The 13,245-nt window shown below is 55.1% G+C and carries 16 protein-coding genes; 1 reads left to right on the top strand and 15 read right to left on the bottom strand.

Annotation, left to right across the window (positions count from 1 at the left end; genetic code table 11):
- Positions 1–39 precede the first annotated feature (39 nt).
- From IR195_RS01625 to IR195_RS20595, 15 genes are all read right to left on the bottom strand, one after another.
- Complete coding sequence (locus IR195_RS01625; RefSeq protein ID WP_206048595.1) at positions 40–1,287, bottom strand: phage major capsid protein; 1,248 nt, start codon at positions 1,285–1,287, stop codon at positions 40–42.
- A gap of 66 nt (positions 1,288–1,353) precedes the next feature.
- Positions 1,354–2,064 (bottom strand): head maturation protease, ClpP-related, encoded by a 711-nt coding sequence (locus IR195_RS01620; protein WP_206048594.1) that lies wholly within the window; start codon positions 2,062–2,064, stop codon positions 1,354–1,356.
- Complete coding sequence (locus tag IR195_RS01615; protein WP_206048593.1) at positions 2,027–3,328, bottom strand: phage portal protein; 1,302 nt, start codon at positions 3,326–3,328, stop codon at positions 2,027–2,029. The genes IR195_RS01620 and IR195_RS01615 overlap by 38 nt, the downstream gene beginning before the upstream one ends.
- Positions 3,329–3,339: 11 nt before the next feature.
- Complete coding sequence (locus IR195_RS01610; RefSeq protein WP_206048592.1) at positions 3,340–5,061, bottom strand: terminase large subunit; 1,722 nt, start codon at positions 5,059–5,061, stop codon at positions 3,340–3,342.
- A complete protein-coding gene (locus IR195_RS01605; protein WP_206048591.1) occupies positions 5,024–5,539 on the bottom strand; it encodes a phage terminase small subunit P27 family in 516 nt (171 codons plus the stop codon). The genes IR195_RS01610 and IR195_RS01605 overlap by 38 nt, the downstream gene beginning before the upstream one ends.
- Before the next feature lie 215 nt (positions 5,540–5,754).
- Complete coding sequence (locus tag IR195_RS01600) at positions 5,755–6,075, bottom strand: HNH endonuclease (protein ID WP_206048590.1); 321 nt, start codon at positions 6,073–6,075, stop codon at positions 5,755–5,757.
- A 135-nt stretch (positions 6,076–6,210) separates the two neighbouring features.
- The gene (locus IR195_RS01595; protein ID WP_206048589.1) at positions 6,211–6,645 is read right to left on the bottom strand and encodes a hypothetical protein; all 435 of its coding nucleotides are present in this window, start codon (positions 6,643–6,645) and stop codon (positions 6,211–6,213) included.
- On the bottom strand, positions 6,642–6,965 hold the full coding sequence (locus IR195_RS01590; RefSeq protein WP_206048588.1) for a phage holin, lambda family: 324 nt from the start codon (positions 6,963–6,965) through the stop codon (positions 6,642–6,644). Before IR195_RS01590 ends, IR195_RS01595 begins: the two co-directional genes overlap by 4 nt.
- A gap of 25 nt (positions 6,966–6,990) precedes the next feature.
- Complete coding sequence (locus IR195_RS01585) at positions 6,991–7,569, bottom strand: N-acetylmuramoyl-L-alanine amidase (RefSeq protein ID WP_206048587.1); 579 nt, start codon at positions 7,567–7,569, stop codon at positions 6,991–6,993.
- 250 nt (positions 7,570–7,819) lie between these two features.
- A complete protein-coding gene (locus IR195_RS01580; RefSeq protein ID WP_206048586.1) occupies positions 7,820–8,197 on the bottom strand; it encodes a hypothetical protein in 378 nt (125 codons plus the stop codon).
- Positions 8,198–8,517: 320 nt separating this feature from the next.
- On the bottom strand, positions 8,518–10,239 hold the full coding sequence (locus IR195_RS01575) for a DUF5906 domain-containing protein (RefSeq protein WP_206048585.1): 1,722 nt from the start codon (positions 10,237–10,239) through the stop codon (positions 8,518–8,520).
- Positions 10,239–11,264 carry a PriCT-2 domain-containing protein gene (locus IR195_RS01570; protein ID WP_206048584.1) on the bottom strand — a complete coding sequence of 342 codons (1,026 nt, stop codon included), beginning with the start codon at positions 11,262–11,264 and terminating at the stop codon, positions 10,239–10,241. Before IR195_RS01570 ends, IR195_RS01575 begins: the two co-directional genes overlap by 1 nt.
- Positions 11,264–11,470, bottom strand: a complete 207-nt coding sequence (locus IR195_RS01565) for a TraR/DksA family transcriptional regulator (protein ID WP_206048583.1) — start codon at positions 11,468–11,470, stop codon at positions 11,264–11,266. The genes IR195_RS01570 and IR195_RS01565 overlap by 1 nt, the downstream gene beginning before the upstream one ends.
- Complete coding sequence (locus tag IR195_RS01560; protein WP_206048582.1) at positions 11,463–11,972, bottom strand: phage regulatory CII family protein; 510 nt, start codon at positions 11,970–11,972, stop codon at positions 11,463–11,465. The genes IR195_RS01565 and IR195_RS01560 overlap by 8 nt, the downstream gene beginning before the upstream one ends.
- Positions 11,973–12,166: 194 nt before the next feature.
- On the bottom strand, positions 12,167–12,355 hold the full coding sequence (locus IR195_RS20595) for a Cro/CI family transcriptional regulator (protein WP_206048581.1): 189 nt from the start codon (positions 12,353–12,355) through the stop codon (positions 12,167–12,169).
- 74 nt (positions 12,356–12,429) lie between these two features.
- Here IR195_RS20595 and IR195_RS01550 point away from each other — a divergent pair, with 74 nt between their 5' ends.
- Positions 12,430–13,158 (top strand): S24 family peptidase, encoded by a 729-nt coding sequence (locus IR195_RS01550; protein ID WP_206048580.1) that lies wholly within the window; start codon positions 12,430–12,432, stop codon positions 13,156–13,158.
- Positions 13,159–13,245 lie beyond the last annotated feature (87 nt).

The following is a 13,245-nucleotide window of genomic DNA, read 5'->3' as shown; positions in this document are numbered from 1 at the left end:
CAGTGACAGGTCAGCGGGGCACGGGGCCCCGCGATGGGTTTAGGAGGCAGCGCACTGGAAGTGCTTAACCGCTCCACCAATATCCATTAAACGGCCACCAGCACGCATAAAGGCGAGGAAACCGACCTGGCCTTTTTCGGTGTACTTGGAGTCCGTCATGCGGAACAGCTGCACTTGCATCACGTCGCGAATGATGTACTTCTGGAAGTCACCGAACAGAACTGGCTTATTTTCAGCACCCAACTTAGGCATGTGCTGGTTGATGGCATAGCCATAACCCGCCAACGTGTCTGGCTCTTTAGTGGCCACACCGGGCACCCAGATCGGGCGGTCATCCGCGTCTTTAAGCTTCTTCAAGTCGCGAAGCGTGTGGTCGTGGAACATCCAGCGGCAAGTAGACATGCGGTAAGCCGGGTCTACGCTGTGTTCAGTGTCCACCAAGTCGTCATAGGTGATGGCCGATGTTTGGCCCGTTGGCGCAATCTTGCCGCTTTGTGAACCGGTAAGAATCCCGTGAGGCTGGCCGACGCCGGTACCCACAGTAAACATGCGGTTCGTGATGCGACCTAGGCGCTGGTTCAGCAAATCGCGGATGTAGGCCTCAATGTCGATCTCGCTGTCCTGCAGTAACTCAAACGGTATGGCGATCGACTTGGAGCTGAACTTGTAGGTGTTATGCGGCAGCGTGCCGAAGCTTGGATCAGCACCGGTCACCTGCTGGTTCTCACCAACGATTTCACCTTCTTCCGTGGTGGCATCGGTGGTAGGCCAGTTGATCCCCACACCACTAGCTGTCTGGATGACCTTAGACACTTCACGCATACCACCAAACGCTTTCAGCGCCTGCAGTAGCTCGCCACTAAACTGATCGGGCGCAAGGTAACCACCTTCGCTACCCGTACCGGTACTCATGGAGTTCTGCATCATCTGCTGACGCAGCTGGTGCACGTGTTGACGCTCTTCTTGATCCAAGCCGTCCAAGCCATTGCGCATCCAGTTACGAAAGATTTTCTGCTCTTTCTGCTTTACGTGGTTAGCTTCGTCGATTGAGATGCCGTCACGGTTGGCCCGATCTTCAATGCGGTGCTTATCTTCCGCTTCACGATCCAACAAGGTTTCGTGGCGCTTGATCTCAGCATCGTAGTTGTCGATGTTGCCAACCAGGTTGTCGTACTCTTTCTGCTGGTCGTCACCCCACTTATCACCGGGGTGCTTATCCAGCAGCTCTCGGCACGCTTTAGCCGCTTTGGTGCGCTGCTCCCGCAGATCTTGAATGCTCTTGGGCATGGTGTTTCTCCTAGGCAAAAAAATACCGCCCTTAGGCGGCTTGGTGAATTGGCTAGCGGGAGCCCGCTATTGCCGTTCTAACAGTGCTAGGCGGCGCTCCGCCTGCTCACGGTTATAGTGATCTTCAACTGCCGGTGGCTTGGTCAGCGCTGCCGGCGCGTTGGCATAGGCCGCTAGGTTCCATGCGGCGCGGTTCGATTTGCGGTCAGTCTCTGTAATGGAATCAACGAAGCCGTTCTCTTTCGCTTCCTCAGCAGTGAACCAGGTTTCCGCTTCCATCCAGGCAATTAGCTGCTCACGGCTTGCCCCGGTGCGTTTTTCGTAATCCGCCAGAATGCTGTCATCGACCTTGGCGAGCAGATCAATTTGCTTTTGGTGATCGCCTTTGTTGCCCATAGTGAGCGTCCAGGCTTCGTGAACCATGAAGAAACCACCAGGCGTGATCTCCACTTCATCGCAGGCACCGGCCACATAAGTGGCAGCGGATGCCGCCAAACCTTCGATATGGCAAATGGTTTTAGCTTTTACCTGGGCTAACGCGGTGGCCATGGCGCGACCTTCAAAGACATCCCCGCCGGGGCAGTTCATCCGAAGGTGAATAGTGCTGACATCTAGCCCGCGAAGCTCTTGCACGAACTCGGCAGCGCTTACGCCGTACCAATCGCCTATGGCGTCATAGAGATAGATCTCGGCTTCATCGCCATCCACAGCCACTTTGAAGTCGCGCGGGCGATTAACGTTATCTATAAACAGCTGGAGCAGCTTGGGCATCGGCATTGGATTTCCCCTCGGGTTTGTAGAGCTTTTCGCCACCGTCGATGGGTGGCAGGTTTTCTTTGGCCCGCACTTCGTTCGGGGTCATGAAGCCGGGGTTTTGCGTACCCCCTAACGCCGCCTTGTAGTAGTCGGAGCGCGTCTTGGCATCGCCACGTAACAGCGCTGACACGTTGAATTCTGCGAAGTAGCGACGATCACGGAACAGCTTGCGGTTGAGTTCCTGCACCGCCCGCGTCAGGATGGGCTGCATGGTGTAGATGATGAATCCAAGGCCCATCTGTTCCAGCCCGCTACCCCAACTGGTGGATTTCTCATTGGCGTTGATCATCCACCCAGGTAAACCAAAGGCGCGGGCGATATCGGTCACCTGAAACTGTCGAGCTTCCATCAGTTGTGCATCTTCAGAACTCATAGTGATTTGATGCACTTGGGCGCCTCCTACCAACATACCCGGCAAATGCGCGTTGGCTGTGCCGGTGTGGCGCTTCAGCCAGTTATCGCGGATGCGGTCGATCTGCTCTTGGGTAGGTGTCTTGTCCATCGTAATAACGTGGTCTGGCCGTGCACCGTTTGAGAAGAACCGAGCACTGTATTCTTCGGCTGCCAGCGCTAATCCAATGCCCTGCTTGGCGGCCAGACCGATGACCGACGGGCTGCAGATACCGTTAAACCCGACGTTGGGCAGATGAAATACGTCATCCTGATCCAGCCCCTTGTAACCCGGCCCTGCGGAGGAGGTGCTATCCAGCTGGGCGTGGTAGCGCAGGCGGCCATCTTTTTTCTCAATGATGGTCTGGTTGCGGGCCAGTGGCTCAATCTCGATCACTTCGCCAAGGCGGTTGCGCTTGAACCAGCCCAGGCCATCGCCACGTAGCAGCATGGAGGCGATCAGAAACTCCCACATGGACGCGGCGGTAAAGCCGGGGCTGGCCTCCTGGTTCAGCAGCCACCAGATATCATGATCAACACGGCGCTTGCCGGTGGATGTGCGCTCATAGATATGCACCGGCATCGTGCCCACGGAACCGGCCAGAATGCGCACACTGGCGTAAACCGCCGTCACTCGCATGGCGGTTTCAGGCGTGACCACCGGGCCTGCAAAGCTGGGGTTAACTTGGAACAGTTCCATCATGCCGTTGTAGTCGGAACTGCTAACCGCAGATTCTCCCCCTGTGGCATTGTTTAGTTGAGGCGTGACGGTTGGCTCTTCGCGCACCGCAGGCCCGCCATTGTTGCCTGTTAGTCGGTTCAGTAAGTTGCGCACGGCATCTCCAGTCACAGCAAAATAAAGTCAGGGTCGCCACCGTCGTCTTCGAGCACGCCGAGCGTTAGTGACGTGGCCATCACGGCCGCAACAATGCCGTCCACACGGCCAGTGGATTTCTTCTTATCAATCTTGCGATTGCCCGCAGGGTCTTCGTTATAAATCGCGTTTGCAGCGCACCAGGTCAACACTGGGTGGCCGGTGTGCCACATCGTGCCGTTGATTAATCGCGTTTCAAATTCATCCACTGCGGGGGCCATTGTTTGGAACCCTTGGCGAACAGGTTCAATCGGTGGCAGCGTGACGGCTTCGTCATCAATCAACGCTATGAGATCTTCTATACGCCACTGGTCGTAGCCAATACACTGCAGGTCGTACATGGCGGCGATCTCGGAGAGCTGATGCAGCACATGCCGTTTGTTGATCGCTTTGCCCGGTGTGGTCAGCAGGTGGCCGCGCTCCTTCCAGAGCGTATAGGGCACGCGGTCTTTTTCGGCCTTACGCGCCAAGCCTTCTTCCGGCAGCCAGAAGTAAGGGATCATTCGCCATACCGGGTCATCCGGTACCGGCTCAAACAGCAGTACCAAGGCGGTTAAATCCTGGGTGCTAGATAGGTCTAGGCCCGCGTAACAGCGGCGGCCTAGTAGGCTATCGTGATCAAACTCTTTGTCTTGCGTGGCTAACCAGGCATCGCGGCTGATTGCAGGGTTGTCGGCCTGCACCCACAGGCAAAAATTGAGGCGCTTCACCGTGGCTTCTTTACTCGGCATGCCCCGCGCCTGGGTCACCTGCTCACGTAGGTACTTCAAGCCGGGGATGCCATACGCCAACGATGGGTTGGCCTTGTACCAGCACTCTTCGCTTTCAAACGGATCGTCGGTTTCATCCAGGCAGCAGACGAAACCAAAGAAGCTGTCATCTTCCAGTGCGCCGCTGGCCACCTTCAACGCGTAGTCGTGATAGTCCCAGCACACCGACAGCCGATCGGTACCGGAGTTGGTGATCATGAAGATCAACGCTTGCTCGCGGCTCTTGGTGCCTGCCCGCATCATCTCGACGACCAGCGGCGTTTTGTGTTCGTGAATCTCATCCAGCAGCGCGACGTGTGGCCGTGGGCCTGATTGCCCATCGTCAGCCGCCACCGTGCGAAAGAAACTGCTCGTTTTGTGGAAGGCTAGGTTGTACTCCTTGCCCACCGCGCCTGACTTGACGATGCGCGTAGCGAGCAGCGGCGACTGATCGACCATGGCCACCGCGTCACGGAACAGGATTTGCGCCTGGTCTTTCTTCGTCGCTGCCGCGTAGACTTCAGCGCGTTCTTCGCCGTCAGCTACTAAGCCATACAGCCCAACGCCTGCAGCGAGTGGTGACTTTCCTGAGCCCTTTGCCGTTTCGACGTAAGCCACGCGAAAGCGCCGCCAGCCGTCCTCTGACTTCCAGCCATATAGGCAGCCAACAATGAACGCCTGCCACGGCAAAAGATGAAACGGTTCGCCCTCAAATCGTCCCCCGTTTAATCGCAGAACGTCTTCGAAGAATCCGATCGCATGGTTGGCCGCTTCGAGATCCCAATACAGCCCGCGGGCTTCGCCTTCTTCCAGATCCCGCAGATGGCGTGCGCAGGCATCGCGCACTTGGGGTCCCGCAATCAGTTCACTATCCGCTACCGCCTGAGCAAACGCCGTCGCCCGGTCATCACAGACCGTACTTTGCGGCGGTTTCTTTTTGCTCATTGGGGAACAGCTCTCCTTGTCCTACGGTGCCGGGGCCAAGTTTGGCGCGTGCGCTGGGGTTCAAGCCGAACGAATCGCCCGCTTTTCGCATGCGTTCTTCAGCGCGGTTGGCTAGTTGCATCCAGGCGCTCATCTGCTTGTAGCCACTTGGGGTGGTTTCAACCATTCCCCGGTCTTCCATCTCTGTGATTTTCTCGCGTGCTACTTTCCAATCACCCCATGCTTGGCAGTAAACAGCCAGTTCAGCGCGGTCGACCTTCGTGATTAGCCCCAGGATTTCGAGGTCTTTTACGATCCGCCGCCACTCTGCCTTGGCGTCTTTGGTCAAAAACGCGGGGCATGGCGGTGCCTCAACTTTCAACTGGGGCGCGTTGCCAGCATCTTGCAGATCATGCGCCCCCTTCTTACTTGGGTTGCCGCGTAACATGTGGACGTTCCCAGGCAGCGGGCGGCGTCCGGAGTTCTTATTGCCAGCCATGGGAACCTCCAGAATTTGAAATTTGTCGGCATTAAACCGATGAAATGCTAGGCTTCAGATACCCCCACACCGATATACCCCCCTCCCATTTTTCCCGCTTGCACAAGAAAAGGGGGCGTATCGGTCTAGAGCCGAAAAGCCCTGAACTTTTGACCCGCCCCTTCCTAGAAATGAGAAAAGCTATCATTTCGATCAATTCAGGCCAAAAATAGGCTTTAAGCCCAGTGATGGTGCGGGTCGAGGGGCTGACCGTCTGCATCGCAGCCCGGTAACGCGCCGCCCTTCTCTAACCGTTGCTTGTCGATGTCGTGGCACGGCTTACAAAGGCCTTGCCAGTTCGACCGTCGCCAGAACAGCTTCAGGTCACCTCTATGCGGTTTGATGTGGTCGACAACCGTTGCCGCCGTTACCCGCCCGCGCCGCTGACAGAACACGCACAACGGATGTTCACGCAGATACTCTTCACGCGCCTTCTGCCACTTGTAGCCATACCCACGCTGAGTAGAAGAACCGCGCTGCTTGTCATAGTTACTCACTGATCACCCGCCGACCCAGGCTTTAGCAACAGTTGATAGACAGATGCACGATCAGCATTGGCGCGTCTGCGCAGCGATTCATAGTCAGCCAACAGCTGTAGCAGATCGCGGTTGTGCGATATACGGCGCTGAGGTTCACTCAGTGGCGTTACCAGATGCCGTGGCACTTCCGGCGTTACTATCACCGGCACCGTCACTGCCTTCGTTGGGGAGGTCACGCACCCACTTGCCAACAGCAGAAGGCAGAGGCTGCCCAGCCCAATCACTAGTCGTTGCATCGTCTCTCTCCAGTTGCTGGGCCGTCTTGCGCATCATGTCTACTAGCTCAGTGTCACGCTGCAGCTGCTCATCACGTGCTGATAGCACCGCGCTCAGTGTGTCAATCTGCTCACGCTGCCAGCGCTGGTGTTCCTGCAGGATCGCCACCTGATCGCGAGATCGAGCCAGCTCGTTCTCGGTTGCCGACAGTTGCAACGCATACTGCCGCGCCTGCATGCCCGCAAAGATGGTGATGCCCAACAGCGCGGCAATCATCCAGCCAGATAGATTCCCCAGAATGCGCTTGATCATTTCAGCCACCTGCCAAGAAGCTTTTCGTAGAGTTCGTCTATGCGCTTGCCAAACCACTCTGTGCCTTTGAAGGCAATACCGGCACCCAGTGACGCAGCAATGGCCCCTGGTAGCCCGGCGTAATGTAAGACCGGAAACAAAGCAAACGTTAAGCAACTACAAAGAATGGCTTCAAGCCACGACTGACGCGCTTTATTGCCCGCATGGAATCCCCGTACTAATGCCACCACAAATGCCAATCCAGCGGCATACAACTGAGGCCAAACCAGAGCGATGTACGTCAGCACTTGCTGCCATAGATTGGGGTCACGTCCCGGCATGAGAAGACTCTTTATTGAATGAATGTCACGCCGCCCGCGCCGCGTCCGCGATCACGCCTGCCACCGCATCAACCAGCGCGTCGTAATGCTGTTTGAACTGGTACAGATCGTTAGCGTTAGATAAGAAGAACAACTCATGGATGATGCCACCACCATCACTCACAAACGCCAAGCGCTCGTGATACCCAGCGTTCTCAGGCTTAGCACCACGGTTAGCAATGCCCAACAGGTCAGCGGTCACACGGCAGAGCTCAGCGCCTAGCGGCTTGTTATGGGCACGGGATAACGTCTCCACACCAGTGGCACCAGGGCCGCCACCGTTGGTGTGAAACTCAATCGCAATGTCAGCCGCGTTAGCGATCGGCACTGCATCACGCAGCGGCAGGTTCTCCCCCGGCTCGCCGTCTAACACATGGCGTATACCCAGGCTGGCTAACCGCACGCTAACGTCATCACGGAACAGCTGAACGATATCGGCCTCTTTATAGCCGTTCGCCACGATCCCCGGCACCGTGTCGCTATGCCCTGCTGAAAGCATCACTGTGTTGCGTTGAGGTGGCCGTTGGGGCACCGCGCCAACGTGATCAATCCACCGCATGCCCATTGGCCTACCTCCTAAAATAAAATGCCCCGAACCGGAAAACCGGAACGAGGCACCGCCCACCACGGACGGGAGCACTGGTTGTCTAGCGCCCAACAAAAAGCCCCAGCACGGTGACTGGGGCTTCTAGGTGGCGCAATTACTAGACGGTAGCTGAATCTTGAACCTCGACTGCAATGGCATCAAGGGGTCGGTAATGCCAATCCCGCAATGTAACGGGTTCACCCCGGCGTCATACCGACATAAGTGGGCTTCATGCTCTACGTATTTGCTTGCTACGCCCCCTCAGCACCTCTCTAAGCTCGATATGCAACCGATCGAGGCGGTTATAGTAAGTACGCTCAGTCAGCCCCAGGCGCTGCGCTTTATGTTCGTTGTAGCCTTCCCAGTGGTAGTGCTCCCAAGCCAGCACCTGCAGTTCATTACTCAGGCAGCCAATGCCCTCATACACTTCCCAGGCCAGATCATCGATCACGCCATGCCCAAGCGGGTCGCGACTGCCCTTGGGGCCGCCGTCAGGCACCACGCCCTTGAGCTCTATCAGCTTGCCCAGCGGGCTGCACTGGCGCATGGCACGGCACTTCCATTGATCGGCCCAATGTTTCAATAATTCATCCATCGCTTTAATCATTGGTTTGCTCCGTGGTGGTGGCACTTCTCAACCCTAGATCAAATCGCCCAAACCCTAGACATACCATAGACACTTAAAATCTTATTAATAACAGCTATTTATTTAATACTGTCTAGGGTGTCTAGGGTGTCTAGGGTGTTTCCTTTATAGGGATAAATTTAAAAGGTGTTGTGGATAACTGCTCATATAGTCGCGCACGTGTGCGCGCGCGGGCGCGTAAAACCCTAGACACCCTAGACAGGCATGAATAACCATTTGTTTTTTATTGGTTTTCATTGTCTACCCTTGTCAATAGATACCCTAGATACACCCTAGCAACCCTAGACATCATCAAGAGGAGAGCCCCCATAAGGCTTGATCCAACCCTGGCACTTGTCCCAGCTCGCCGGGTTCCAGCCTGCCTCTAATGCCTGGTCCCTAAACGCCTTAACCAGTGCACCCAGCTTCCTACCATCGCCCAGGTCTACCCCATCAGGAGGGTTGGGGAGGAAGAAGATGGATCGCTTGCGGTTGTTATCCATGTCGTACCACCAAAACTGCTTATCCGTCTTAGGCACCTGAGTGCTAACGAACAAAGAGAACTTCGTCTCACTCATGGTGTGTTCACGGTTCTTGCTGCACCACTCCAGATACAGATCGTGCACGTCTTGCGTTCTGGCCACTGTAAAGGGCACGCCTAAGATACCCTCACGCCATGCCACTAGGAAGTTTTCCCAACTTGCACGGCTCAGTGCCACCAGCCGCTCACGTGCAGGGGTTTTCGGCGGCCGCGTGCGTTCGTCAAAGCTTCCGGTGTCATAGCTGAGCAGGTAGTGATAAAACGCCTCAACACCACCATTTACCAGTTCTTTTCCTATCGCCTTGCTAGCATTTGGCGGCAGCGTCTTCTCCGGCCATATCACCAGCATACGTCGGTCATGTTCACTGATCGGCCATGGCATAATCTCATTAGATAGAAACGCCGCGTTCATATAGTTTGCCTGTTCCCAGCCGTTCATGAACTTAGCTTCAACACGCATCGTCTTTCCAGTCACCATGTGTTTGATTTTGCCCACCTGGTTATATCGCTGGTCGCGGCTTACCACTTCTTCAAACACACCGTAAAGCTTACTTTCTTGCCACTGGTTCCAATTCATCTCCAACTGGGCTTGGCCAACCGTAGCTGAGTAAATGCCATAGATCGCTCCCATTACATCCGAAAGCAATAAAGACTTACCCGAGCCTTCGATCGTTGAGTGCGCCAATACTGCAGTATCCAGTTTCGCGCCCAAGTTCTGCAGCGGATACGCCAGCCAGCAAGTTAACCAATGTGTGGCAGCCTCATCATTACTGCATAACCATTGGATTAAATACTGAATAGATTTACACCGCTCAGGCGCATCCACCGGCTCAAGGGGCAGGCCCTCAAACGTATTGATGTACTCACCAGGGCTTTGGGTCATACGCGGGTCGAATATCAAACAGTCATGGGGAATCTGCCGCCGCTCAGTCGAGTTGATCCAAAGCGACCAAGCATCGCCAAGCGCTAATTGCACAGCACGGGCAGGCAATCGCTGTTTTAACTGGCGATCCCATATCTCCTGGGTACCGTCTAAATACACGTAACGGTCAGTGGGGGCCATGCCCAGCTTCCCTTGCCCTGCTTTTTGCTTCCCTGCCAGCTTAGCTTCTGCAACATGCTGCCGCGCCTGATCAGGATCAATCAATTTCTTATCGTGTCGATCTACCCACGCCTTAGCTAAAGGTTTGGAGACAAAGGCCTCAAATGCCCCCCATTTAATCAGTCGCCTCTTTACTAAATCAAAGACTTGCTTTTCACCCTCCAGCAGCGCAAAACGCCGATGCACACTTTCTTCTGTCCATTCTTGGCCCTCCCCCACGCCCCCCGAAGGTGCAGCAGCCATCGGCGGTGCCGGGGGCTGCCATTCGGAGGGGGCCGGGGGGAGTTCCGCGTCATTCGCCGCGTCGGCTAATTGCGCGTTAATTTGCTCACGCACAGCCGAAAGGCCACGTGCAACGTGAAGATCATTCCAATCAGGCATCAGGCCACCTCGCCAAGCTCAGCGAATACCGCACGGCAACCGTATTCAAACGCCAGTGCCTCAGCCTTAGTTCTGCCAGGATTACCTTCCGTATCCACGTCATCATCACCGCAGATTACTAACTCAGCGTGCGGATAAAGGTCCCGCAGTTGAGGCACCACCCGTGCCAGGTTTCCTGCATCCAGGGCAACAGCCATTGGCCAACTCATCGCCTCATGAACGCTGGCCCCCGTAGCGTACCCCTCCACCACTCCAATCACAGCAGGCTGCTCTTGCCAAGCCATCCTGTGCCAGCAACCACTCTTACGACCAAACTTTGGAAACAGCTTCGTACCCTTCCCGTTGATCACTTGCAGCGACCACAGCACACCGCCGCCATCGTACAGCGGCAATACCACGTCGCCTACGCGTAGCTGAAACAAATGCAAATGGTCTGGGCGCGGGCTAGGCAGTTGATCAAAGAAATCCTTCACTTCACTGCCAGCCCACACGCTAGCCGCTTCCACGTTGGCATCAATGCTCACCAGCACCGCCCGCTTCACGAACAGCACACCATGAGCACCCACGCCTTTGGTTTCCAGGTACGCTGCGGAACCTTCCACCGTTAAATGGCGTTCCACCACCTGCTGGCAAGCCCGCGATACTGCTTGTTGCATGCGGGCCAACTTCGCTTGGTCAGTTTCCACTTGCGCCGCCGCCTTCAGGCGCCGTTCTTCCTGCTCGGCCTTCATGCGCTTACGATCTTCAGCAGTCATTTCCTTACGTTCACGCTTCCAGCCATTGTCAGTTGCTAACTTGATGATGGTGCCCAGCCGCACATGACCAACCTTCAAGCTACGCCACACGCTTTGTGCATCTTTGGCGTTGTAGGTCTCGCCGCCTTGGCTCCATTCATCCCAGGCAAAAAAGCCGTCATCACCGTATTCGGTTTTGACGGCGTTGCCGATGTTCACCCAGGTATCACGGTCATCGGCGGGGATATGAGTCAATGCCAAGCGCAGCTCATCAATAGAGAGTAAATCCATCACCGCTTCTCCCTTCTGGTCTGGCACGGCACACACGTAGCAACCCCTGGCAAGCGCTCACGCCGAGCAGCGGGGATCTCCTCGCCGCAGTCCTCACACTCAGTTACCTCAGTACCGCCTAACGGCTGGACTGCTTGTTGGCGAGCCTTCAGCACCTGCTCTAACCGCCATTCCATATAGTCGTTAGCAATATCGGCCTTATCCATGGCTCATCTCCCCATCAAACCGCTGGGCGCTCACTAGCAGCGCCTGTACTGCACCAAACAACTGTCCTTTCAGCTTTTCCAACTCAGCTCGCTCATGGTCGCGATAAACACCATCGCGCCGATGCTCGCTAATGCGCGTCAGCAGCTCAGACACCTGGCTGGAGAGGTTCGCCACCGAGTTCAACAGCTGCTGTTCGCTGCAGTCGTTCGTCGCTTCCTGATACTCAAACCAGTGGGCGCCCGGCACTAGCGCCAATAACGAATCAAGAATACGAGGATCGCGGGTCGCCTCAAGCACATACTCCAGATCGTCAAGCGACAGCTTATGCGCCTCTGCGTTGGGGTTCAGGCTATGCTGAAGGGTCGTAGCAGGCACCCCATAAATAGCGGCAATCGCCTTGCCACCGCCGGGGTAATCACGCGCCGCATGATAGAGGGAGAGATTAAGGGGCAGGATTTCGCGCTCAGCGCGGTCTTTTGATGTAGGCCAGCGTTTAGACATGGCATTACTCCCGTTCGCATGCCATGCGCAACAGCTCCCCAGTGGTGTATGATGGGAACTGTAGCGCAAGGGGCTTTATTGGTTTGCTCTCTTGCGTTGCAAAAAGTCCAGCGAGGGCTCGTCTGTGGTGGGCAGACCCTCATTGGCACCCGCCGGACGGGATTGCAGTCCCGTCCGGCATCTCAAAAAAATATTTACGCTGACACTTTCGTAGGCCGCTCTCTTTGTGCCTTCAACTTCCCCTCCGTCAGCACATCAATTTGCCACTGACGGTTCCTAGGAACAGTCTCAGGCCACATGCTTACGGCTTGTGATGTCAGCTCCAGTGCGTTTGCAACTGCCTTAACGCTTCCAAAATATTCAATCACATCTGATTTACGCATATCGCTTACCTAGTAAATGCATTTACCCACTTTAGCGGAAACATATTACCGCCACAAGGGGTAAGATTATTTACATGAGCGATCAAGCAGAAAGAATTAAATCCCGACGTACCCAACTCAGGCTGACACAGCGTGAGGTAGCTACGCGCGTAGGTGTTACACGCGAATCAATCTCACAATGGGAAAAAAACTCAAACCAACAGCTTGGCTCTCATAACTTAGAGCGCTTGGCAAAAGTATTACAGACGACTACAGCATGGATACTGACTGGAAAGCGTGAAAAGGTAACCCCTGGAAGCAATGTCGTACCAATGCACAACAAAAACATGGAGTCGACTCTAATGGAGCCGCTACTCAACTACCATGCCGAGAAAGGTAGCAGTACAGCTGATTATCGCATCCCAATACTCGCTGTCACAGCCAGTGCTGGCCATGGAGCTGTAGTTCTTTCTGAGGAAACTACGGCTTATATGGAAGTCCCCAGGGCTGTGCTTAGAGCCATTGGAATTGAGCCTTCGCCTCATCTAAGGATTATAAGCACTAGGGGTGATTCAATGCTTGGCACCCTTAGCCACGGCGACTTTGCCATCATTGATGTTTCCATTCGCGAAATGCAGGACGACGGTGTATATATCTTTCAACTAGATGGCCAAGTTCATGTAAAACGTCTCCAACATTTACCCGGGAACCGAATTAGAGTCATATCGGATAATCCTTTATACCCCAGCTACGAAATGGATGAGACAGATAATTTTCAAATATGTGCTCGTTTTCTAGGACGCTGGGCCTTTGGAAGAATGTAGACATACCTGTTAACTGAAGCCGGCTGCGTGCCGGCTTAATTTTACCAGCAATAGTAAATAAACCTCACTAGTTGACTCGAAAGGTAA

Origin of the sequence: Vreelandella venusta, from assembly GCF_015689495.1 — a bacterium.
GTDB classification, from domain to species: Bacteria; Pseudomonadota; Gammaproteobacteria; order Pseudomonadales; family Halomonadaceae; genus Vreelandella; species Vreelandella venusta.
The sequence above is the reverse complement of the archived record's forward strand: the minus strand, read 5'-3'. Positions and strand labels throughout refer to the sequence as shown.